The 22233-nt window shown below is 70.4% G+C and carries 21 protein-coding genes; 14 read left to right on the forward strand and 7 right to left on the reverse strand.

Annotated elements, in window-relative coordinates:
• Positions 1-218 precede the first annotated feature (218 nt).
• Both ABD331_RS21740 and ABD331_RS21745 read right to left on the reverse strand, forming a co-directional pair.
• Positions 219-1031, reverse strand: a complete 813-nt coding sequence (locus ABD331_RS21740; protein ID WP_344477534.1) for a hypothetical protein — start codon at positions 1029-1031, stop codon at positions 219-221.
• Positions 1032-1215: 184 nt separating this feature from the next.
• Entirely contained in the window at positions 1216-2484 is a 1269-nt protein-coding gene (locus tag ABD331_RS21745) for a serine hydrolase domain-containing protein (RefSeq protein WP_344477536.1), read from the reverse strand.
• 91 nt (positions 2485-2575) lie between these two features.
• Between ABD331_RS21745 and ABD331_RS21750 the strand changes: the two genes are divergently transcribed.
• Positions 2576-3100, forward strand: coding sequence for a PadR family transcriptional regulator (locus tag ABD331_RS21750; protein ID WP_344477539.1), 525 nt, complete (start codon positions 2576-2578; stop codon positions 3098-3100).
• A 450-nt stretch (positions 3101-3550) separates the two neighbouring features.
• On the opposite strand, the gene ABD331_RS21755 is transcribed toward ABD331_RS21750, so the two are convergent.
• Positions 3551-4057: a hypothetical protein gene (locus ABD331_RS21755; RefSeq protein WP_344477541.1), complete on the reverse strand. Its 507-nt coding sequence runs from the start codon at positions 4055-4057 to the stop codon at positions 3551-3553.
• 10 nt (positions 4058-4067) lie between these two features.
• On the opposite strand from ABD331_RS21755, the gene ABD331_RS60985 reads away from it, so the two are divergent.
• From ABD331_RS60985 to ABD331_RS21765, 3 genes are all read left to right on the forward strand, one after another.
• Entirely contained in the window at positions 4068-4619 is a 552-nt protein-coding gene (locus ABD331_RS60985; protein ID WP_425566018.1) for a DUF5946 family protein, read from the forward strand.
• 265 nt (positions 4620-4884) lie between these two features.
• Positions 4885-5280, forward strand: coding sequence for an STAS domain-containing protein (locus ABD331_RS21760; protein WP_344477543.1), 396 nt, complete (start codon positions 4885-4887; stop codon positions 5278-5280).
• A gap of 115 nt (positions 5281-5395) precedes the next feature.
• Positions 5396-5881: a DUF2231 domain-containing protein gene (locus tag ABD331_RS21765; RefSeq protein ID WP_344477545.1), complete on the forward strand. Its 486-nt coding sequence runs from the start codon at positions 5396-5398 to the stop codon at positions 5879-5881.
• 40 nt (positions 5882-5921) lie between these two features.
• Here the strand turns inward: ABD331_RS21765 and ABD331_RS21770 are convergent, their stop codons facing one another.
• From ABD331_RS21770 to ABD331_RS21780, 3 genes are all read right to left on the reverse strand, one after another.
• Positions 5922-6803 (reverse strand): HpcH/HpaI aldolase/citrate lyase family protein, encoded by an 882-nt coding sequence (locus tag ABD331_RS21770; protein ID WP_344477547.1) that lies wholly within the window; start codon positions 6801-6803, stop codon positions 5922-5924.
• Entirely contained in the window at positions 6793-7986 is a 1194-nt protein-coding gene (locus ABD331_RS21775; RefSeq protein ID WP_344477549.1) for a CaiB/BaiF CoA transferase family protein, read from the reverse strand. The genes ABD331_RS21770 and ABD331_RS21775 overlap by 11 nt, the downstream gene beginning before the upstream one ends.
• A gap of 99 nt (positions 7987-8085) precedes the next feature.
• Positions 8086-9015, reverse strand: a complete 930-nt coding sequence (locus ABD331_RS21780; protein ID WP_344477551.1) for a LysR family transcriptional regulator — start codon at positions 9013-9015, stop codon at positions 8086-8088.
• A 111-nt stretch (positions 9016-9126) separates the two neighbouring features.
• Here ABD331_RS21780 and ABD331_RS21785 point away from each other — a divergent pair, with 111 nt between their 5' ends.
• The gene (locus tag ABD331_RS21785) at positions 9127-10446 is read left to right on the forward strand and encodes a CitMHS family transporter (RefSeq protein WP_344477553.1); all 1320 of its coding nucleotides are present in this window, start codon (positions 9127-9129) and stop codon (positions 10444-10446) included.
• A gap of 32 nt (positions 10447-10478) precedes the next feature.
• Here ABD331_RS21785 and ABD331_RS21790 read toward each other — a convergent pair whose 3' ends face one another.
• A complete protein-coding gene (locus ABD331_RS21790) occupies positions 10479-11075 on the reverse strand; it encodes a TetR/AcrR family transcriptional regulator (protein WP_344477556.1) in 597 nt (198 codons plus the stop codon).
• Between the two features lie 89 nt (positions 11076-11164).
• On the opposite strand from ABD331_RS21790, the gene ABD331_RS21795 reads away from it, so the two are divergent.
• The 9 genes from ABD331_RS21795 (at position 11165) to ABD331_RS21835 (ending at position 22192) form a co-directional block, all read left to right on the forward strand.
• The gene (locus tag ABD331_RS21795) at positions 11165-11602 is read left to right on the forward strand and encodes a DUF2867 domain-containing protein (protein WP_344477558.1); all 438 of its coding nucleotides are present in this window, start codon (positions 11165-11167) and stop codon (positions 11600-11602) included.
• 6 nt (positions 11603-11608) lie between these two features.
• Positions 11609-12541, forward strand: a complete 933-nt coding sequence (locus ABD331_RS21800) for an aminoglycoside phosphotransferase family protein (RefSeq protein WP_344477560.1) — start codon at positions 11609-11611, stop codon at positions 12539-12541.
• Positions 12542-12681: 140 nt separating this feature from the next.
• Positions 12682-13278 (forward strand): hypothetical protein, encoded by a 597-nt coding sequence (locus ABD331_RS21805; protein WP_344477562.1) that lies wholly within the window; start codon positions 12682-12684, stop codon positions 13276-13278.
• Positions 13279-13352: 74 nt separating this feature from the next.
• Positions 13353-14135, forward strand: a complete 783-nt coding sequence (locus ABD331_RS21810; protein ID WP_344477564.1) for a MerR family transcriptional regulator — start codon at positions 13353-13355, stop codon at positions 14133-14135.
• A gap of 39 nt (positions 14136-14174) precedes the next feature.
• Positions 14175-14609, forward strand: a complete 435-nt coding sequence (locus ABD331_RS21815) for an SRPBCC family protein (RefSeq protein WP_344477566.1) — start codon at positions 14175-14177, stop codon at positions 14607-14609.
• Positions 14610-14929: 320 nt separating this feature from the next.
• Positions 14930-16225 carry an extracellular catalytic domain type 1 short-chain-length polyhydroxyalkanoate depolymerase gene (locus ABD331_RS21820; protein WP_344477568.1) on the forward strand — a complete coding sequence of 432 codons (1296 nt, stop codon included), beginning with the start codon at positions 14930-14932 and terminating at the stop codon, positions 16223-16225.
• 21 nt (positions 16226-16246) lie between these two features.
• The gene (locus ABD331_RS21825) at positions 16247-18040 is read left to right on the forward strand and encodes a family 43 glycosylhydrolase (RefSeq protein WP_344477570.1); all 1794 of its coding nucleotides are present in this window, start codon (positions 16247-16249) and stop codon (positions 18038-18040) included.
• 66 nt (positions 18041-18106) lie between these two features.
• Entirely contained in the window at positions 18107-19678 is a 1572-nt protein-coding gene (locus ABD331_RS21830; RefSeq protein WP_344477572.1) for a ricin-type beta-trefoil lectin domain protein, read from the forward strand.
• A gap of 168 nt (positions 19679-19846) precedes the next feature.
• Positions 19847-22192 (forward strand): S1 family peptidase, encoded by a 2346-nt coding sequence (locus tag ABD331_RS21835; RefSeq protein WP_344477574.1) that lies wholly within the window; start codon positions 19847-19849, stop codon positions 22190-22192.
• The last annotated feature ends 41 nt before the right edge of the window (positions 22193-22233 follow it).

The raw sequence follows: 22233 nt of genomic DNA on the forward strand, positions 1-22233 counted from the left end.
CGAACGAGGCCCCCAGCAGCACCGGACCGGCAGCCCTCAACGGATCCAGCTCGATGATCAACGGCGACACGCGGTCTCCAAGACGTCCGACAGCCTCCAGGAACCACTCGACATCTTCGCCAGCAGCCGAGAACTCGGCCACCTCTTCAGACGGAAGCCGCCGACGTACTCAGCAAACTGGACGACCGAGCCTGTGAGCCAACCCCAGCCGCGGGCTCTCACTGCGGTTGAACGGCCATCGGCTCAGCGGAGAGCGTCACCTCGACGGTGATGTACGGATTGTCCAACTGCGGCAGCTGAAGCCCACGCACGAACTCCTCCGCATCGTCCGGCATCACCTTCGGCTGAACGGTGGCCTTGACCTGACCGGTCTCGTCATCCGAATGCGCCGACATCGTCGCCACCTCAGGACGGGTCCTGAGCCAGGCGACGACCGTGTCCTGGGCTTCCTGGAGCTCGACGGCCGAGAATCCCTTGCCGCCGATCAGGGTGACCTCCAGGGGAAGAGTCCTGGCCAGCTCGACCGCGCGGGCCGGGATGCGACCCTTGAAGCCGATGCGCAGCCCCCGGTGGCCGTCGACGTACGCGACGCCGGAGATCTCGTCCGGGAACTCCGCGTGAAGCGTGTCGATCACCCGGCTGCTGGCCGACTGCGATCCGAAGCGGTCGATGGCCTCCTCGTAGGAGATACCCTCCGATCTGGCGACGGCCCTGAGGTCGATCAGTTCGGCGTAGGGAATGCCGTCGATCGACACATCCGGGTCGGTCACCGCAGGGTCGTACCCCTCGAAGTCCGTCGGCCTGGGCGACGAGGTGGCGGCCACCCGCGCCGCGTACCCCTTGACGACCTCCTCCAGAGACCGGCCCGACGCCGCAGCCTCCCGCTTGAGCCGCTCCAGGGTGGGCCGGTGCGCCTTGGGCTGATCGGCCCGCGCCAACACGATCGTCTCGGTCCCGGCCGCGGCGGGCACCGGACCACCGCCTGGCGAGCCGCAGGCGCATAACGACATGAGCACCGCGATGACGGTCAAACGCGATCTCTTCATACCTGATGGACGCGCCGCCGTCCTGGAGGGTTCATCCAGCGAAGCCCGCGCTCATCGAGGAGACCGGTGTACTGCCCGGCGGAAGCCCCGCCCGTTACAACGCCACCACCGCCCACGTGCCATTGGTCGTCGACGCACCCGGCATCCCCGTGAAAGAGCACTCCTGAGGTCAGGTGGCGGGACGGGCGGTGACGTCGTGGCCCGCCCAGTTCAGCGCCACCTCACCACTCGCCCGGAAATCCAACTCCACCTCACCTTTCATCCTGGCGAAGAAGCGGGTCTCGGACATGGGCCGCAGTTCGGTCCTGGCCAGCCCGTGCACCTCCACCATCAGCCGTTCGCCGTCGCGGGTGACCTCCATCGTGGAGGTGCGGCCCAGGTGCCGCATCGTGTAACGGCCGGTGTACCGGTCGAGCACGTCCGGGGCGACGGTGACGAAGATCCGGCGGCTGGGCAGCTCGTACGGCTCACCGCGGGCGATCGCCACCAGAGCGGTCTCGATCTCGGTGAAGGCGGCGTTCTCGATGTTGGACAGCACGGTCACGAAGAGGTCGTCGCGCCGGTGGTGCGCGGAGACGCTGACGAAGCCGACGGTGCCGCCCGAGCTCTCGACCCGGTCCCCGCGCACCGCACACCCGTACCCGTAGCCGATCCCGTCGGCCGCGACATGTGGCTTGACCAGCTCCGCGAGCGATTCCGGACGCAGCAGCCGGGGGAGGCCGCGGTTCCAGCGGTGCAGGTCCCCGACGGTTGAGTGCAGGGCTCCTGCGGCGTCCTGATGGGAATTGTGCAGGTACGGCGTACGGGCGAAGCGGCCGTCACTCGCCATGTAACCGACAGCATGTCCCTGAGGAACAGGACCGTCGCTCAGCCCACTGCGCTCCATGGCCAGCGGGGCGAAAACGTTCCTGCGCACGTACTCACCGTAGGTCAGACCGGACGACCGCTCGATCACTTCCCCGAGCAGAACCCATCCCGAGTTGCTGTAACTCATCCGCGCGCCGGGCTCGAACAACAACGGCCGGTCCCTGAAGCCGGCGATGATCGCCGCTCGCGTGCGCGGCGTCCCCATGATGCGGGTGAAGCCGTCGGTCGTGACGTAATCGGGGATGCCCGAGGTGTTGGTCAGCAGGTGGTGCAGGGTGATCGCGTCGCCGCGCGGGTAGCCGGGCAGGTGACGGCCGATCGGGTCGGTGACGCGGAGCCTGCCCTGCTCCTGGAGCTGCAGGATCGCGATCGCGGTGAAGGTCTTGGTCTGGGAACCGATCCTGAACGCCGTCCGCGGCGTATTGGGCACAGCGCGCTCATGGTCGGCGCGGCCGTACCCCTCGGCGAACAGCCGCCGGCCCCGGCGGCCGACCAGCACCGCGCCGCTGAATCTACCCAGCAGTGTGTACGCGCGGACGAGCGCGTCCATCCTCCGTGAGAGCAGGAACACCTCTGACCTCCACTTTGATTATTCAACTTTGACTATCAGAGCATGAGGCGCCTGATATAGTCAACCTTGACTATCGCGTGGAGGTGTTCGAGTGTCGTCGACCCGACTGCTCGTCCTGGGCGTGCTCAACGAGGGGCCGCGGCACGGCTACGAGATCAACCAACTCGTCACGGCCGGAGCGCTGGAGCAGTGGACCGACGTGAAGCCGGGATCGGTCTACCACGCCCTCGCCAAGCTGGAGGCCGAAGGCCTGGCCGAGACGCATGCGCAGGAACGCACCGGCGATCGCCTGCGCCGCGTGTACGCGATCACGCCTGAAGGCCGGCGCACGCTACGCGACCTGCTACGCAAAGCGCTGTCCGCACCCCCGCACTCCACCAGGTCCGACTTCGCGCTGGCGCTGCGCTGGCACGCGTTGCTGGACTCCGGCGAGGCGAGGGAACTGGTGGCGGCCTCCTCCCGGGCACTGGAGAGCCGTCGCGCGGAGATCACCAGGGGGCGAGAGGCGAAGACGGGGCTGTCGCCGCTGGCCGACGCGCTGTTCGAGAACGCCGAGGCGCACCTGGCAGCCGACGCCAAACTTCTGGAGGACATCCAGCGCCTGCTCGACCGATGACAGCGAGCCGTGGCCCGCATCACCGCTGCGCAGGCCCTCACGATGAGCGACCAAGTCAACTCGGTGCGCAGCCGCGAGTGCGCCGACCGGGATCTGGCCAGAACACGAGGGCCAGATGCCCCGCCATTCCGAACGCGATGCCGACATCGACGCCTACGTGGACGGCGAGTAACGCGAACTGGCGGCCTCCGGCCGCCTGGGCTGGCACTTCTTCCCTGACGCGATGAAAATCCAGATCAAGCCCGACCCGCCGGTAACCGCGGCACGCGTCATGGAACGGCCGAGCAGCACGCCACGGTCGAGGACGCACCGGCCGGGCTCAAGAAACGCGCGGGGATCGAGCGACGGCGGTTCCTGCACGTGCACGAACGGCCCCTTGCTGCTCCTGGACCCGGCACGCGTGCTGCCGCCGCCTCCGACGGTGTGCGACTCCCGCGGGCGCTGACCTTCTCACCGCTCATCGCGTGGACCCGGTACGGCATCCGGCGGGCCGGACATCCAGGCGATCAGACCTGCAAGAGCCAGGACGGGGATGGCGATCAACCCGGCGGAATGCCACTCAGGGGCCAGCACCTCAAGATCTCCATCATCGTTGAGCAGCCAGAACCGGGTCAGGGGAGACAGCAGCACCGCCACCACCAGGGTCAGTTCGTACAGGATGAAGCAGACGCCGGTCGGGACGGTCGACCTGGAGGGCGATCGATGGTTCAGCCGGTCGAGCACAGCGATGAGAGCCGCCCCGGCGGCCAGAATCAGCGTGATGCCCAGCGTCACGTTCCACGCATGCGCGACCTCCTGCTCCACTTGTCCCAGCAACACGTCAGTCCATGGTTCGTCGTACCAAGGGTTGAGCTCTCCCGTCGTTGGCGCGATCGACTGAAGCGCGATCAGGTTGACCGCGGCGTACAGGACCGGGGCTCCCAGGGCGGCCGAGTATATGAGGCGACGTACGTTCACGCGCTGTTGGATGCAAAACCGGCTGTGCGGGTTCCGAAAAATCGCGTTGCGCCGCGTCAGCGCACCGAGAAAGAGTGGCCTCCAGGAGGAGGAGACAGTGTCCAGCTGCAAGGAATGCGGCGCTGGGAGGAACGCGTGCGAGTCTCTGTTCCACGAATTGCTCGTACGCGACTACTCAGGCCGGCCGCCGTGGGCGCCTCTGCACGCGGTGTCGGTGGCGTGCTACCTCTTCCAGCACCCGACACGCACAGACACCGAGACCACGGCGTTCTACTGGGCGCTGCTGCACGCCTACCTCCAGCAGGGCATTGACGCTCTCACATTCATGACGCAGCGCGCCCGCCAGCGCAACTCCCACCGATTCGGAGGTCGGGCCCCCACCGCCGACGACTTTCCGGGCGCGCCGCCGTTTCCTCCGGTTAGCAGTACGCCAACGACTTACGCCGTGACGATCCAGGACGTCGCCGCGGACGGCAGCTTTCCTGCGGAGGGGTATGAGGATCGGGTCAGACGCTGGGCTGACGCGACGATCTCAGCCTGGAAGCAAGCATCCGCCCATTGAGGGCATCGCGCAAAAAGCTCGAGATCATGATCACCAATCCGAACGGTGTCCGGGAAACAGGTGGGGCGGTGCGCGACTGTCGGCGATGCTGGCGAAACCTTCGGGCGGAACAGCGCGATCCGGTCACCAGCGTCATTGGCTGCGGCAACCTTCCTCACTTCTGGATCGGGGAAGATGTGAGAAAGCGGTTGAGGCGGCTTGCTGAGGGTACGGGAGGGGACTCGGCGCACCAGAGCGCCGGGCGTGCACCAGCTAGGAACCCTTCATGAGACTGGATCTCAGCGTGAGCCTGTCCGCAGGCGCACCCGTCGTCGGCGTGAGTGGCGAGGTCGATCTGCTGACCGCCGATGATCTGTACGAATTCCTCGCCACGGTGATCCGGCAACGCGGCCCGCGGTTGAGCGTGGACCTGCGGCGGGTGACCTTCATGGACTCGCGCGGCGCCACGGCCATGCTGCGGGCGCGCAGGCTGGCCCGTTCGCTGGGCGGGAGTCTGACGCTGGTCGGTCCCAGCGCTCCGGCGGCCCTGGTGCTGCGGGCGGTTCTGCCCGATCAGGACCTGGCCCCGCCGGGCCAGACGGCGGTGGCCCTGCCCTGCCGCCATCCCGGTCCGCGTCCGCTCGGCTCAAGGGACGCGAACATGACTCCATCAGGGCCGTGAAGCGCGCGGTCGCCGAGGCGGGGGATGAGACCGGTGAGCCGGCGGGCCTGGGGCGGCATGGTCGCATCGCCGGAGGGTAGCCGCTGCCGTACCTTCCAGATGCGCGAGGAGCGTCATGGACAGCAAGGCCAAGGCATTGGGACACCCGGTGCACCCCATGCTCATCGTCTTCCCCTTGGGGCTGCTGGTCACAGCGGCCGTCTTCGACATCCTCCACCTGATCACCGGCGGCTCCGGCTTCCCGCTGGCCGCCGGTTACACGATCGCCGCGGGGCTCGTCGGCGGCGTGGTCGCGGGGGTGTTCGGTCTCATCGACTGGGTCGCCATCCCTGCCGGCAGCCGGGCCAAGCGGATCGGCGCCCTGCACGGGATCGGCAACGTGCTCGTTCTCGTGCTGTTCGCCGGTAGCTGGTGGCTGCGGACCGGCGCCGACTGGGTTCCCAGCGTCCCGGCCCTGATCCTGAGCTTCGCCGGGGTGGCCCTGGGGGCGGCGTCCGGCTGGCTGGGCGGGGAACTGGTGGACCGCCTCGGCGTCGGGGTGCACGAGGGCGCGAACGTCAACGCCCCCAGCTCACTGTCGCGCGGGCCCGCCGCCCGCTGAACCTCCAGCGGAGCGGCGTCGCTGACTGTGCCGCGCCGCACTATGAGGTTCGGGTACGGAGTGCGGCCCGGGCCCTGGCCGCCATGGCCTCGTCCACCATGTCACCCTCGAAGACGATCGCGCCCGCTCCATCCGCCCGAGCCCGTTCCATCGCGGCGATCAGCCGCTGGTAGCGGGCCAGCTCCTCAGGGCTGGGCGAGAACACCTCGTTGATGACGGGCACGTGGGAGGGGTGAATGGCGACCATGCCCTCGTAGCCGAGGGATCGGTTCTGCTCGGCGAAGGCGCGCAGCCCGTCGAGGTCGGCGAGGTCCGTCCACAGCCCCGCGACGGGGCACGGCACGCCCGCGGCGCGGGCGTCGAGCAGGACGCGGGCGCGCAGGGCCAGCGTCTCGGCGCCGGACGGGCTCCAGCGGTAGCCGACGGCCCGCTCGACGTCGCCGCCCTTGCCGGTGACCGCGCCGAGGTAGGCGACGCGCGGGGCGGCGCGGGCGATCTGGTACGCCTCGCGCAGCGCCGCGGCGGTCTCCAGCAGCGGCACCAGGGCGATGTGCCCGTCGGGCAGGCCGTGCTCGCGTTCGCACCACGTCAGCAGGCGGTCGGCCAGCAGCACGTCGGCGGGGCCGTGCACCTTGGGCAGGACCACCGCGGTGAGGTGCGGGTGGGCGACGGCGCGCAGGTCCTCGGCGCCCGCCCAGCCGTCGAGCGGGTTGATCCGGACGAGCAGCGCCAGGCCGCCGGTCGGGTTCGCGACGGCGTCGGCGACGCGGGCGCGGGCGGCGGACTTCCCGACAGGGGGGACGGCGTCCTCGAGGTCGAGGATGGCGGCGTCGGCCCCGGCGGCCTCGGCCTTGGCCAGCCAGCCGGTCTTCGTGCCGGGCACGAACAGCAGCGAGCGCAGCGGCGGACGTTCAGATGACACCGCGCCGCTCCAGCTCTGCGAGCCGCTCGGCGCCGAGGCCGAGCCACTCGCGGTAGACGAGCGCGTTGTCCTGGCCCAGCGCGGGGCCGGTGCGCCAGATGTGGCCGGGCGCCTGCCGGAAGTGGGGGAGCGCGGCCTGCATGCGGACGCGCCCGAGGTCGGGGTCGTCCACGGTGACGATGTCGCCGCGTTCGGCGTAGACGGGGTCGGCGGCGATGTCGGCGGCGGTGAACACGCGCGAGGCGACCACCTCGGCCTCGGCGAACGCGCGCAGGCACGCCTCGGTGCCGCGTGCCGCCACCCAGGCGCGCAGCTCCGCGTCCAGCCGTTCCCGGCCGGCGAGCTGCTGGGCGGTCGTGGCGTACTCCTGTTCGGGCAGGCCCAGGAGGCGGACGACGTTCAGCACCGACCGAAGCGTGGCCGAGGTGACGGTGATCCAGTCGGCGTCGGCCGACAGGTAGGTGTTGATGACGGCGGCGGGGGCGACGGCGAGCTGGTTGCCTGACCTGCCGGGGACGACGCCGAGCTGGTCGTGCGCGATGACCTGCCATTCGACGAGCCGGAACAGCGGCTCGAACAGGGCCAGGTCGATCCATTCGCCGTCGAAGGCCGGGTCGCCCGCCCGGCGGTGCAAGGCGGCGAGCACGGCGTAGGCGCCCATCAGGCCGGTGACGGCGTCGCCGTGGGAGAAGCCGGTGTGCACGGGCGGCCCGTCCGGGAACCCGGTCAGGTGGACGACGCCGCTGCGGGCCTCGCCGACCTTGCCGAAGCCGGGCGCGTCGTCCTGCGCCCCGAAGCCGCTGATCTGCAGCAGGACGGCTCTGGGATTGATCCGGTGGACGCTGTCCCAGTCGAGCCCCCAGGCGCGCAGCCGGGGTGCGCGCAGCGTGACGATGACGACGTCCGCCCAGGCCACGAGCCGTCGCGCGACCTCGCGGCCGTCAGCATCGTGCAGGTCGAGCGTGACGGAGCGCTTGTTGCGCCCGGCGACCTTGAACCACAACGGCACGCCGTCGCGGGCAGGCCCCATCGCGCGGGCGGCGTCCCCGCTGCCGGGCGGCTCGACATGGACGACGTCCGCTCCCTGGTCGGCGAGCAGCGAGCCGGCCAGCGGCCCGGCCACCACGTGGGCGAACTCCACCACCTTCAACCCGCGCAACTGCCCGCGCTGTTCAACGGCCACGCATGCACTCCTTCGGCCCGCTCGACGGAGCTTCATCGTGCCCGGGCACGGCGATGCGGGTCCAGCACAGACAGCGGATTAATTCATGCGCTCGCCGCATCAATGGGTGATCCAGGCCGCCCCCTCCGGCACCTCCCGCCCTTCGGCACGGGCCTCGTCCAGCAGGTCGAGGAACGCGGCGGCGGCGGGCGGCAGGGTGCGCCGGGCCCGCACCACGACGTCGAGCCGGCGTTCCACGGCGGGGCCGGCCAGCGTGCGGTGCACCACGTGCCCCGGGCCCAGCAGCGGCAGCACGAGGGCGGGCAGGGCCGACACGCCGAGCCCGGCGGCGACCAGCCCGCCCACCGTCGCCACGTTGCCGGCCTCCGCCGCCGGCGTCACCACCGCCCCGGCCTGCTCGAACGCCGCGTCGGTGAGCCTGCGCACGCTGGACTCGGGGCCGACCGCCAGGAACGGCTGCGCGGCCAGGTCCTCCCAGGCCACCTCGTCGCGGTCGGCGAGCGGATGGCTCTCCGGCAGCACCGCGCGGAACCGGTCGCGGATCAGCGGGCGGTGCTCCAGCCGGTCGGAGGCGGCGCCGACGGTCGTGACGGCGAAGTCGGCGTCGCCGTTCAGCACCCTGCCGAGGACGGCCCGCTCCAGGCCGTCCATGATGCGCACGCTCACGCCCGGCCGCCGCCCGCGGAAGGCGGAGAGCAGCCGGGGCAGCAGCACGGCCGCGACCGACGGGAGCGTCGCCATGGCCACCACGCCGGACTCGCCCAGCAGGTAGCGCCGCAACTGCTTCATCCCCGACCGGTGCGCGTCGACGATCTGCTCGGCCACGCGCAGGGTCTCGTGTCCCGCCGCGGTGAGCTGCACGTTGCGGGTGTCGCGCTCCAGCAGCCGGACGCCGAGCACCCGTTCCAGGTCGGACACGGCGCGGCTCAGCGTCGACTGGGAGACGCGCAGGCGCGCGGCGGCGGCGGTGAAGCCGCCTGCCTGGGCCACGGCGACGTAGGCGGCGAGCTGCCGCAGGCTGGGGTCCACGACTCACCACTGTTGCGTACAGCGCATGGATAAATCCAGCTTTGATGGTGGACGTGAAACGCCGCCGCTCGGAAACTTGCCCGTAACCTCCCGCCCGGCGAAAGGCGCCCGATGATCGCGATACTCGGCTTTCTCACCATCGGCCTGTTCCTGGTGCTGACCATGACCAGGCGCGTCTCGGTCCTCACCGCGCTCGTGCTGGTCCCCGTGGCCACGGCGCTCGTGGGCGGCTTCGCTTCCGGGATGGGCCCGATGATCCTCGAGGGGCTGGGCAAGGTCGCGCCCACCGGCATCATGATCGCTTTCGCGGTGCTGTACTTCAGCCTGATGATCGACAGCGGCCTGTTCGACCCGCTGATCAGGGGCGTGCTCCGTCTCGCCAAGGACGACCCGCTGCGCATCGCTGTCGGCACCGCCGTCCTGACCATGTGCGTGGCCCTCGACGGTGACGGCGCCTCCACCTTCCTCATCACCGTCTCGGCGCTGCTGCCCGTCTACAAGCGGCTCGGCATGAGCCCGCTGGTGCTCACCGGCGTCGTCGCCCTGGGCGCGGGCGTGATGAACATGGTGCCCTGGGGCGGGCCCACCGCCCGCGCGATGGCGGTGCTGAAGCTGGACGCCTCGCAGGTGTTCGCGCCGGTGCTGCCCGCCATGGCCGCCGGCATCGGGTGGGTGCTGGTGGCGGCGTACCTGATCGGGCTGCGCGAACGCCGCCGCCTGGGCGCGCTCGCACTGCCCGCCGAGCCCCGGCCCGAGCCTGAGCCGGTACGTGGAGACGGGCCCGGCACGCCCCTCGCCCCCGCACGCGGGAAAGCGGCCCTGACCGTCTTCAACCTCGCGCTGACCGTCGTGCTGCTGATCGCGCTGGTGTCGCAGGTGATGCCGCTGCCGGTGCTGTTCGTGCTCGGCTTCGCGATCGCCGCCATCGTCAACCTGCCCACCTGGGAGCAGCAGCAGGCGCTGCTCGACAAGCACGCCAAGAGCGTCGTCCTGGTCACCACCATGATCTTCGCGGCGGGCGTCTTCACCGGCATACTGAACGGCACCAAGATGATCGACGAGATGGCCACCGCGTTCGTCGGGATCATCCCCGACTCCTTCGGCGGCCACCTGCCGCTGCTCGTGGCGATCACCAGCATGCCGCTCAGCCTCGTCTTCACCCCCGACGCGTACTACTTCGGCGTCCTGCCCGTGCTGGCGCAGACCGCCGCGGGCTTCGGCATCGACTCCGCCGAGATCGCCAGGGCGGCCGTCCTCGGGCAGATGACCACCGGCTTCCCGCTCAGCCCGCTCACCGCGGCCACGTTCATCCTCGTCGGCATGAGCGGCGTGCAGCTCGGGCAGCACCAGCGGTTCATCTTCGGCTGGGCGTTCGCCACCACCGTCGTCATGACCGTCGTCGCGCTGCTGACCGGCGCCATCTCGTTCTGAGAAGCGTTTCTTCATGACGTACGGCTGATCGGCTACCCCCGGGGTCGTTCGCCGGGAGCCGGTCGAGGGCGGTTGAGCAGCAGGTCGCCGACGTGCGCGAGGACCTGGGCGCGGGTGCGTCCGCCGTGGTCGGCGGCCAGGAAGTGCGCGCCGATCGCCGCGCAGAAGGCCAGCACGCTGCGGGCCTCGACCTCGTCGGGGTCGGCGCAGAACGTGCCGATCATCTCGCGCAGCAGCTCCATGCGCCGGTTGTCGACCCGCCGCAGCCGCTCGGCGACCGCCTCGTCATGCCTGGCCCAGCCGCGGACGGCGAGGTCGATGGGCAGCAGGCGGTCGCTGGAGAAGGTCAGCATGCCCGCCCGCTGGATCTTGGCCTTCGGGTCGCCGCCCTCGCGTTCGACGCGCTCGATCACCTCGTCGATGCTCTCCCGTTCCCAGGCGTCCAGCATCGCGGTCAGCAGGGCGTCGCGGTCGGCGAAGTACCCGTAGAAGCCGCCTTTCGTGACGCCGAGCCGCTTGGCCAGCGCCTCGACGCGGACGGCGTCCGGACCTCCGGCGGCCAGCGCCTGCAGCCCCGCCTCGACCCACTTGTCGCGTGGTGTGCGGATCGCGCCCACGATGTGTCCCACCTCACCCTGTCCGCCATCTATACGGTGCCGTATAAATGGGTCTAACCTCGACTTATACGGTAGCGTATAGATGAACGGAGACCAGCGCGATGATCATCCCTGAGTCCGTCCGCACACTCAGCCCCCTGTCCGACTACATCGACCACTACACGCTCGCCACCGGCGTGCGCGCCACCCCCGAGCAGTGGGCGCGGGCGATGTTCGGCGACGTGCCGAACGCCGCCGAACGGCTGATCTGGCGCGGCTTCCTCGGGCTCCGCCTCACCCGGGAGCCGTCGCCGCAGACCGTCGCCGGATGGCGCATCGCCGAGCAGGGGCCCGACTGGATCCGGATGGAGGCCGCGTCCTGGCTCCTGACCGCCAACATCGTGGTGCGGGCCGCCGAGGGACAGGTGTCGGCGGCGACCTACCTGCGGTACGAGCGGGGGCTGGGGCGGGTGGTGTGGACGGTGTTGTCGCCGGTCCATCGGGCGCTGGTGCCGCGGATCCTGCGCATGGGGGAGGCGGCGCGCACCTCGGTACTGTGACTTCGCATGACCGACACCGAGATCACCGCAGCCTTGGTCCGCGACCTGCTCCAGGAACAGCACCCGGACCTCGCGGACCTGCCCATCCGCGAGGTGGCGGGCGGCTGGGGCAACCAGATGTGGCGCCTCGGGGACGACCTGGCCGTACGCATGCAGCGCATGGACCCCACCCCCGAACTCCAGCTCAAGGAACGGCGATGGCTACCCGTGCTGGCCCCGCGCCTGCCGCTCCCGGTGCCGGCCCCCGTGCGGTTCGGCGAGCCGTCCGAGCGCTTCCCCAAGCACTGGACGGTGATGACGTGGGTGCCCGGCGAGCCGCTGGACCACGGCACGATCAGCCGCGGCACCCACGCGGCCGACACGCTGGCGGGCTTCCTCCGGGCGCTCCACGTGGAGGCGCCCGCCGAGGCCCCGGCCGGTGGGGACTTCGGCGCTCACCCCAAGAGGTGCACCAGCGGGTTCGAGCGGTACTTGCAGGCCATCGACCCGGACGCCGTCGGGGATGCCCGCGCGGTGCGGGCCGTCTGGGAGGATGCCGTGGCGGCCCCCGAGTGGGAGGGGCCGCCGGTGTGGGTGCACGGTGACCTCCACCCCGCGAACGTGGTCGTCTCGGACGGGACGCTCTCGGGCGTGGTCGATTTCGGCGCCCTGTTCGCGGGCGATCCGGCGTGGGACCTCGGTGCCGCGTGGGTGCTGCTCCCCGCGGGCGCGGCCTCCCGGTTCTTCGACGCGTACGCGCAGGCGGACGAGGCGACGGTCAGGCGCGCCCGCGGGCTGGCCGCCATGAAGTGCCTCTTCCTGATGCTCATGGGGCAGAACGGAGACCGGGGCCTTCCCGGCGGCAAACCGCACTGGGGGCCTGCGGGCCGGGCGGCACTCGATCGGGTGCTGGAGGGCGTTCGATGCTCACCCGACGCCACCCTCGCGAGTGCCGACTGAAGGGTGGCCCGGCCTGCCCTTCGCACACGCCGCCGCTGTGAGCCAGATCACGGTTGAGGTTGACCTCGGGTCAGGGTGCAAGCTCTGCGCAGCGGCGGCGACGCCGTCCCGGACACGACACCTTCAGAAGGGCGGCCCACATGACGATCACCCTCTCCGGCCAGGACAAGAGCACCGCGGCTCTCGACGCCGCCGGCCCTGACCGCCCCGAGCTGCGCAAGGCGATGGAGGAGATCGTCGAGTCCGGTTTCCTCGGGGTGGGTGGACAACTGGTTCCGCACCTACCGGCCCGAGGAGCTGGTACGGCTGGCGCTGTCCAAGCCCGCCCGGTTCGAGCCGGGAACGGGCTGGAGCCGCTCGGCCTGTCGGGCACGGTGGGGCCGGACGCCTCGCCGGAGCTTCCCGAGCCGCACGCCCGCATCTACTACCGCTACGAGGACGCCGGCCGGGAGCGGACGATCGACATCACCTGCTACAACCCCTCCTGGGTTTCCACCGGCCTGTTCGTCCAGGAGACGGACTGCGGCGGCACGGTCATCACGCACAACGGCGGCAACGTCGGCTCCTCGACGCTGATGTACGGCACGCCCGACGGCAGCAGGATCCTGACCGCCGTACTGAACTGGGTGGACGACGCCGACCTGTCGATAACGGTGAAGTTCCGCCCCGCCCAGCAAAGGCTCGTCAACGAGGTGTTCGGCGGCGAGCACGCCGATCCGGCTGAGCGGGCGGACTGAAAATCCATGACCAGGACGCGGCCGGCGGTGGTCCGCCTGGCCGCCGAGCCCGGGCACAAGGCAGGATGGGGCCGATGAACGGAGTCACGATCGGGCAGGCGGCGGCGTTCGTCGGCGTCACCGTCAAGACGGTGCGGCACTACCACAAGCTCGGCCTGGTGCGGGAGCCGGAACGCGACAGCTCCGGCTACCGGCGCTACGGCTCGGCCGAGCTGTTGCGGCTGGTCCAGGCCCGGACGCTGGCCGCCGCCGGGGTGCCGCTGGCCGAGGTCGGGCCGCTGCTCGACGCCGACCCCGCGCTGTTCACCGCCGCCCTCACCGACGTCGAGCGGCAGCTCACCGAACGCATCGAGGAGCTGACCGCGCGCCGGGACATGCTGCACCGGCTCGCCGACGGCGACCGGGCGCTGCTGCCCGACCGCGCGGTGGCGCTGCTGGAGCGGCTGTCCGGCCTCGGCCTCCCCGCGGAGGAGGTGGCGGCCACCAGGGAGGGCTGGGTGCTGGCCAGAGCGCTGGTCCCGGAGGGCTTCGACGACTTCCTCACCCACGTCGAGCACGCCCTCGACGACCCTCGATACGTCGAGCTGAGCAAGCGCGCCATCGAAGCCACCGCCTGGGAGCCGGACGACCCGCGCCTGGCCGAGCTGGCCGCCGCCGTCGCCGACCACTTCCTCGCCAACCCGGCCCACCTGAAGATCGTGACCGGCCTGCAAGCCCGCACCGACGCCGCGGCCCGGTACCACCTGATCGCCCACCACGGCGAGGAGCAGGGCTCGGCCACGGCCCGGGGGGTCGCGATCGTCGAGGCCAGGCTCCGCGCCGCGGGCATCCGCATCCCCCGGCCGGACACCCACTGAATGACCGGTCCACCTGCGGCCGCCTCGTATCATCGCCGGATGATCGAACTTCAGGAGGCCGGGGAGATCGCCTGCCCGGCCGGACGCGTGTGGGCGATCGTCGCCGACTACGACCGGGACCCACGCTGGCGCAAGGGCGTCGAGACGATGGCGCCGCGCCCTGAGGGCGTCGTCCGGGTGGGCACGACCACCGCCGAGGTGATGCGGTTCGCGGGCCGGACCTATCGCAACGGGGGCGAGGTCGTCCAGGTGGAGCCGGGCCGCTCCTTTGCCTGGCGCACCACGTCGGGGATCGACGCCGAGGGCGGCAGGCTCGTCGAGCCGCTCGGCGCGGACCGGTGCCGCTTCACCTTCCACGTGCGTGTGACCCCGCGCGCGACCTCAGAAAGGTTGCTGGAGCCGGTGCTGAGGTGGTTGTTGCGGCGGTCGATCCGCGCCGACATCCGCCGGTTGGCTGCTCTCTGCGCTTCATGAGCCTCCGTACGCGAATCCAGGGCGATCAGCTCGGGCCCCAAGTGTGAGAAGCGTGACCGAAAGTTGTCAAGGATCAACTGAAACTTTCGAGACGGGGTGTCCCTGCCACGCCTGAAATATCGCTGGTGTCGCGCATGAAAGTTTCATGCGGACGCTCTACCTGGTCGAGGGCAAAAACCCGAGGTGAGCGTGCTCGCCTGCCGCCCGCTCCGACCGGTCGCAAGCTAAGGCGCTCTTGACAGTACGTTTCCGCCTCCGGTTTGCTCCCTCCTGCCACCGGCCAAGCGTTTTTGTTAGCGCTAACAGCGAGAGGTGAGCCCATGAAGCGAAGTACCCCGAAGGGCATCCTGGCGGCTTTGATCACGGCGTTGGTCGCCGCGCTGTCGATGTTCCTCATGGTCACGCCGCAGGCGTCGGCGGCGGCGCTGACCGAGGTGACGGGTTTCGGCAACAACCCGGGCAACCTGCGGATGTACCTGTACGTGCCGGACAGGCTGGCCTCCCGGCCGGGTGTGCTGGTGGCGATGCACGGCTGTAACGGCTGGGCGCCGGGCTTCCATCAGGGCACCGAGTTCGCTTCGCTGGCCGATCGGTACGGCTTCGTCGTCATCTATCCGCAGGCCAACAAGAGCGCCAACGGCATGTCGAACTGTTTCGACGTGTGGTCGGCGGAGGCGCTGCGGCACGGCGGGGGCAGCGACCCGGTGTCGATCGTGTCGATGGTGAGCTACGCGGTGCAGCGTTACGGCGGTGATCCGCAGCGGGTGTTCGCCACCGGTTTCTCCTCCGGCGCGATGGAGACGCTGAACCTGCTGGCCACGTATCCGGATGTGTTCCAGGCGGGCGCGCCGTTCGCGGGCGTGCCGTACGGCTGTCTGGGTCCGGCCGGGTGCGGCGACAAGTCGCCGCAGCAGTGGGGTGATCTGGCCAGGAACGCCTACCCCGGCTACACCGGGGTGCGGCCGCGGGTGATGGCCTGGCACGGCACCGCCGACAACGTCCTGCCGTACACGATGCTGCAGGAAGAGGTCGATCAGTGGACCAACGTGCACGGGCTGAGCCAGACCCCCGCGTCCACTGACAGCCCGCAGTCCGGCTGGACCCGCCGGGTCTTCGGCTCCGGCCAGGTCGAGTCCTACACCATCAACGGCGCCGGTCATAACCTGCCGCACGCCGGGATGGCCGCGTACGCGATCCGCTTCTTCGGCCTGGACAGCGGCACCTCCACGCCCCCGACCGGCGGCCAGATCAGGGGCGTGGCCTCCGGGCGCTGCGTGGACGTGCCGAACGCGGCCACCGCCGACGGCACCGCGGTGCAGTTGTGGGACTGCAACGGCCGTACCAACCAGCAGTGGGCCGCCACCTCCACCGGCGAGCTGCGCGTCTATGGCAACAAGTGCCTGGACGCCGGGGGTGCGGGCAACGGCGCGGTGATCCAGATCTACGCCTGCCACGGCGGCGCCAACCAGCAGTGGCGGCTGAACGCCGACGGCACCATCGTCGGCGTGCAGTCGGGGCTGTGCCTGGACGCGGTCGGCCAGGGCACCGCCAACGGCACCCGCCTCCAGCTCTACACCTGCCACAGCGGCGCCAACCAGCGCTGGACCCGCACCTGACACCACCACAGGAAGGTGATCATGAAACGTGGGCTCGTGCTCATGGTGCTGCTCTGCATCGTGACGATGATCCCGGGCACGGCCAGGGCCGACAACCCGATCGTCCAGACGATCTACACCGCCGACCCCGCTCCACTCGTGCACAACGGCCGGGTCTACCTCTACACCGGACACGACGAGGACGGCTCGACGTACTTCACCATGAAGGAGTGGCGCGTCTGGTCGTCCGCGGACCTGGTCAACTGGACCGACCACGGCTCGCCGATGAACGTCGCCACCTTCAGCTGGGCCAGCGCCGACGCGTGGGCGGGCCAGACCGTCTACAGGAACGGCAAGTTCTACTGGTACGTCCCGGTGAAGGACCGGGCGAGCGGCCAGATGGCCATCGGCGTCGGCGTCTCCACCAGCCCCACCGGGCCCTTCACCGACGCGATCGGCCGTCCGCTCGTCAGGAACGGCGAGATCGACCCCACGGTCTTCATCGACGATGACGGGCAGGCCTACCTGTACTGGGGCAACCCCAACCTCTGGTACGTCAGACTCAACGCCGACATGATCTCCTACTCCGGCGGCCCCACCCAGATCCCGCTCACCACCGCGGGCTTCGGCACCCGCACCGGCAACGCCAGCCGCCCCACCCTGTACGAAGAGGGACCCTGGGTCTACAAGCGCAACGGCCTCTACTACAACGTGTTCGCCGCGAAATGCTGCTCGGAGTTCATCGCCTACTCGACGGCCCCCGGCCCGACCGGCCCGTGGACGTACCGCGGGACGGTCATGCCCACGCAGGGCAGCAGCTTCACCAACCACGCCGGCGTCATCGACTTCAACGGCGGTTCGTACTTCTTCTACCACAACGGCGCCCTGCCGGGCGGTGGCGGCTACACCCGCTCGGTGGCCGTGGAGAAGTTCGCCTACAACGCCGACGGGACCATCCCGACGATCAACATGACCACGGCCGGAGCGCCCCAGGCGACCGCCCTGGACCCCTACGTCCGCCAGGAGGCCGAGACGATCGCCTGGGAGTCCGGCGTGGAGACCGAACCCGCCAGTGAGGGCGGCATGAACGTCGGATGGATCGAGAACGGCGACCACGTCAAGGTCAAGGGCGTCGCCTTCGGCTCCGGCGCGACGTCCTTCAGCGCGCGGGTGGCCTCGGCGACCAGCGGCGGCCGGATCGAGGTGCGCCTGGACGGGATCAACGGCACACTGGCCGGCACTTGCACCGTGCCGGGCACCGGCGGCTGGCAGACGTGGACGACGGTCACCTGCCCGGTGAGCGGTGCGACGGGCACGCATGACCTGTACTTCAAGTACACCGGCGGCAGCGGCAACCTGTTCAACGTGGACTGGTGGCGTTTCACCGGCGGTTCGGGCGGGAATCTGCTGATCAACGGCGACATGGAGGGCGGCACCACGGGCTGGGGCGCCTCCGGCGGGGCCCTGTCGTCCGTCACCGCCCCGGTGCACGCAGGCACGCGGGCGCTGTCCATCACCGGGCGTACGACAGCATGGAACGGCATCACCCAGGACGTGACCGCCAAGCTCACCAACGGCAAGAGCTACACCACGAGCGTCTGGGTGCGGTCGCAGAGCGGCACGCCCAGCGCCAAGGCGACCCTCGCGGTCACCGCCGGCGGCACGACCAGCTATCTCCAGCTCACCCCGGCCACACCGGTGAGCTCCGGCGCCTGGACCAGGCTCACCGGCACGGCGACCGCCTCGTGGACGGGGACGCTGACCGGCGCCACCTTCTACGTGGAGACGGCCACGGGCACCGACGGCTTCTCGATCGACGACGCCTCGTTCGAATAGCCCCGGCCGGGCGGCTGCGCCGCTCCCGGCCCCCTCACCTGCGACGCGTTCTGAAAGAGGAGTCAGATGCGTAAGGTCCTGAGATGGTTCCTGGCGGTCGTGCTGGCCGCCGGCTCGCTCGTCGCGATCGGCGGGGGTACGTCGCCCGCCGCCGCGCTCGACAACGGGCTCGCCCGCACCCCGCAGATGGGCTGGAACGACTGGAACACCTTCTTCTGCAACGTGAACGAGAGCCTCATCCGGCAGACCGCGGACATCATGGTCTCCAGCGGCATGGCGGCGGCGGGCTACACCTACGTCAACATCGACGACTGCTGGTCCACCAGGAGCCGCGACGGCAACGGCAACCTGGTGCCGGATCCGCAGAAGTTCCCCAGCGGCATGAAGGCGCTGGCGGACTACGTCCACGCCAAGGGGCTCAAGCTCGGCATCTACTCCTCGGCGGGCACGACCACGTGCGCCGGTTACCCGGCCAGCCTCGGCTACGAGCAGCGCGACGCCGCGCTGTGGGCGTCCTGGGGGATCGACTACCTCAAGTACGACAACTGCGGCGACCACCAGGGCAGGACCGGGCAGCAGCGCTACACCGCGATGCGCGACGCGCTGGCCGCCACCGGCCGGCCGATCGTCTACAGCCTGTGCAACTGGGGCCAGGAGAACGTGTGGACCTGGGGCATGCCGGTGGGCAACTCCTGGCGCACGACCGGCGACATCGCCGCGAACTGGAACTCCGTGATGGGCATCCTGGACCAGCAGGTCGGGCTGGAGGCGTACTCGGGACCCGGCGGCTGGAACGACCCCGACATGCTGGAGGTGGGCGTCGGCTCGCTCACGGCGACCGAGGGGCGGGCGCACTTCAGCCTGTGGTCGCTGCTGAACGCGCCGCTCATCGCGGGCAACGACCTGCGGTCCATGACCGCGGAGACCCGTACCATCCTGACCAACACCGAGGTCATCGCGGTCAACCAGGACTGGGGCGGCAGGCAGGGCCACAAGATCAGCGACAACGGGAACCTGGAGGTGTGGCGCAAGCCGATGTCCAACGGCTCGGCCGCGGTCGTCCTGCTCAACCGGGGCACCACGACCGCCACAGTCTCCACCACCGCCTCCGCCCTCGGCCTGGGCCCGGCGTCCTCCTACTCGGTGCGCGACCTGTGGGCGCACACGACGTTCGCCTCCTCCGGGACGATCAGCGCGTCGGTGCCGGGGCACGGGGCGGCCATGTTCACCGTCACCGGCGGCGGCCTCGTCCCCTCCGTCGCCATCAGAGGGGTCGGCTCCGGCCGCTGCCTGGACGTCTCCGGCGCGTCGCAGGCCAACGGCGCGCAGGCGCAGATCTGGGACTGCAACGGGCAGCCCAACCAGCAGTGGACGCCCACCGCGAGCGGTGAGCTGCGGGTCTACGGCGGCAAGTGCCTGGACGCCTACAACCAGGGCACCGCCGACAACACCCAGGTGATCATCTGGGACTGCAACGGGCAGGCCAACCAGCAGTGGCGGCTCAACGCCGACGGCACCATCACCGGCGTGCAGTCGGGGCGGTGCCTCGACGTGCCGAACAACGCCACCGCCGCCGGCACCAAGCTGGTGCTCTGGTCCTGCCACAGCGGCGCCAACCAGCGGTGGACCCGCACCTGAGCCGCGAGGCCCTGACGCGGGTCCACCGCTGGTCGGCGGGCCCGCACGGGGACGGCGCGAGGCGGTCGGCACGGTGCGAGTTCCGGCAGGCCTGCCGCTGATCGAATGGCCGCTCGATGTCCGGCGGATGTCCTGGTTCGCTCAGGTGCCGGCTCGCACACTCGTGCCGTGAACCTCCAGCGAATCATTCTCTCCTTCTTACTGGTGCTCTCCTCGGCCGTCCTCTGGACGGGAGCGACGCCGGCCCACGCGGTGCGGGGCGGCGGCCCGGTCACCGACGGCACGTGGGGCTTCGTGGCGAAGGTGAACGCCGGCGAGGCGCGCGGGTGCACGGGAGCCTTGGTCAGCCCGCAATGGGTGATCACCGCCACCAGTTGCCTCGCCGCCGAGGGCCAGCCCGTCACGAGCGGGGCGCCGAAGACCGCGACGACGGTGACGGTCGGCAGGACGGACCTGTCAGGATCGGGCGGGCGGGTGCTGCCCGTGGACTGGGTCCACCCGCACCGCGACAGGGACGTCGTCCTGGCCCGGCTGGCGTTGCGGGCCGTCGGCGTCACGCCCGTCGCCGTCAGCGCCACCGCCCCCGCCACAGGGGACGCGCTGCAGGTCGCCGGCTACGGCCGGACCGCGCAGGAGTGGGCCCCCAACCGGCTGCACGCCTCGCCCGTCGTGGCCGGAGCCGTGACCGCCGCCTCGTTCGGCTGGACCGGGGCGGACGGCGGCGACGTGAGCGCCTGCCAGGGCGACACGGGCGCACCGGTCTTCCGCACCGGCGGGAGCGCCCCGCAACTCGTCGGGCTCAGCATCGGCGCGGGGCAGGGAGGCTGCCTCGGCGCCGCCGCCGACGGGCCCCGGGGAGCCGACGCGGTGCGGGTGGACGACCTGGCGAGCTGGATCCGCACGGTCGCGATCGAGCCCACCACGTCCTTCACCCGGTACGAAGGCAGTCTGACCGGGATCGGCGGCTACGACCTGGACGACGACCGCGACCAGGTGGTGGCGTTCGACTACGAGCACTCGGGCAAGCTGGATCACCTGGTGCTCTACCGTCCGGGCTCGCAGATCGTCTTCATCGTCAAGCGGAACCCGGACGGCACGTACGCTCCGGTCTTCTCCTCGACCACGGGAATCGGCGGCTACGACCTGAAGGACGCCCGGGACCGCGTCATCGCCTTCGACTACACGGGTTCGGGGAAGCTGGACCATCTGCTGCTCTACCGTCCGGGCGGGGAGACGGCCTGGATCCTGGAGCACGGGGCGGGCACCACGTTCAGGGCCGTCTTCCACAGCTCGGCGGGCATCGGCGGCTACGACCTGAAGAGCGCCGAGGACCAGATCATCGCCTACGACCACGACCATTCGGGAAAGCTGGACCACCTGCTGCTGTACCGGCCGGGCACCGGGATGGCGCACATCATCAAGCGCACCGGCGCCGCCACGTTCACGCCGGTCTTCGCCTCGGCGGACGGCGGGATCGGCGGCTACAACCTGAAGGACGCCAGGGACCGCGTCATCGCCTTCGACTACACCGGTTCGGGGAAGCCGGATCACCTGGTGCTCTACCGTCCGGGCGGGGAGACGGCCTGGATCCTGGAGCACGGGGCGGGCAACACGTTCAAGGCCGTCTTCCACAGCTCGACCGGCATCGGCGGCTACGACCTGAAGAGCACCGCGGATCAGATCATCGCCTATGACTACGAGCAGTCGGGCAGGCTGGACCACCTGCTGCTCTACCGGCCCGGAGGAAAGACGGCCTGGATACTGAAGCACGGCGCGGGCAACGCGTTCACGGCGGTGTTCCACAGCTCGGCCGGCATCGGCGGCTACGACCTGGAGATGGCCAAGGACCGCGTGATCGCCTTCGACTACCGGAGCAAAGGCGGGCAGAGCCACCTGTTCCTCTACCGCCCAGGCGACCAGATCACCTATGTCGCGGGACGTGCTCTTCCGCCCGTCCGGGTCGTCCCGGTCACCGTGACGCCCGCCGTCGGCCCGGACTCCATCGTGGAGCGATACGGCTACCCCGCGGACTTCCCGCACGCCTTCGCGGGCACCTCCGGCCAGACCGACTGGGGCACGGACGAGGCGGAGGCGCACAACTTCGAGCTGATCTCCGGGAACGGCGGGATCATCTGGGTCTCGTGCACCGCGTCCCCCGAGAACGGGGTCGGCGTGATCAAGGTCTTCCCCGGCCTGCTCAACGGCCAGACCGAGGTCGGCGAGCCGCATCTCGGCGTGACCGCGGTCTGCTTCAAGGTCCTCGGCTCCGGAGGATGGGTGAAGCTCCGCATCCCGAACGTCTACGAGGTGCAGGGGGACAGCCGCTCGCCGGGGGCCGGTCATGACGTGGACGCGACGGTCGTGAACGTGTCCTCCGGCACGGAGCGGACCAAGCGCGTCGAGCGGGACGAGAGCGAGCAGTTCGGGCGTACGGACATCACCTGCGACGAGAGTCATCCGGACTTTCCCGACAACTGCCAGGAGACCCTGCTGGAGCTGCGGGTCGTCGGCTGAGAACCTCACGGCCGGTCGGCGCCTGACGTGCCCGGCCGGCC

Source organism: Nonomuraea monospora (genome assembly GCF_039531895.1).
Taxonomy (GTDB): Bacteria; Actinomycetota; Actinomycetes; order Streptosporangiales; family Streptosporangiaceae; genus Nonomuraea; species Nonomuraea monospora.

Bases quoted from the DNA above. Each gene is read 5' to 3' on its own strand.
- ABD331_RS60985 (WP_425566018.1), top strand. From the start codon at position 4,068: ATGCAAAACCGGCTGTGCGGGTTCCGAAAAATCGCGTTGCGCCGCGTC.
- ABD331_RS21760 (WP_344477543.1), top strand. From the start codon at position 4,885: ATGAGACTGGATCTCAGCGTGAGCCTGTCCGCAGGCGCACCCGTCGTC.
- ABD331_RS21765 (WP_344477545.1), top strand. From the start codon at position 5,396: ATGGACAGCAAGGCCAAGGCATTGGGACACCCGGTGCACCCCATGCTC.
- ABD331_RS21785 (WP_344477553.1), top strand. From the start codon at position 9,127: ATGATCGCGATACTCGGCTTTCTCACCATCGGCCTGTTCCTGGTGCTG.
- ABD331_RS21795 (WP_344477558.1), top strand. From the start codon at position 11,165: ATGATCATCCCTGAGTCCGTCCGCACACTCAGCCCCCTGTCCGACTAC.
- ABD331_RS21800 (WP_344477560.1), top strand. From the start codon at position 11,609: ATGACCGACACCGAGATCACCGCAGCCTTGGTCCGCGACCTGCTCCAG.
- ABD331_RS21805 (WP_344477562.1), top strand. From the start codon at position 12,682: ATGACGATCACCCTCTCCGGCCAGGACAAGAGCACCGCGGCTCTCGAC.
- ABD331_RS21810 (WP_344477564.1), top strand. From the start codon at position 13,353: ATGAACGGAGTCACGATCGGGCAGGCGGCGGCGTTCGTCGGCGTCACC.
- ABD331_RS21815 (WP_344477566.1), top strand. From the start codon at position 14,175: ATGATCGAACTTCAGGAGGCCGGGGAGATCGCCTGCCCGGCCGGACGC.
- ABD331_RS21820 (WP_344477568.1), top strand. From the start codon at position 14,930: ATGAAGCGAAGTACCCCGAAGGGCATCCTGGCGGCTTTGATCACGGCG.
- ABD331_RS21825 (WP_344477570.1), top strand. From the start codon at position 16,247: ATGAAACGTGGGCTCGTGCTCATGGTGCTGCTCTGCATCGTGACGATG.
- ABD331_RS21830 (WP_344477572.1), top strand. From the start codon at position 18,107: ATGCGTAAGGTCCTGAGATGGTTCCTGGCGGTCGTGCTGGCCGCCGGC.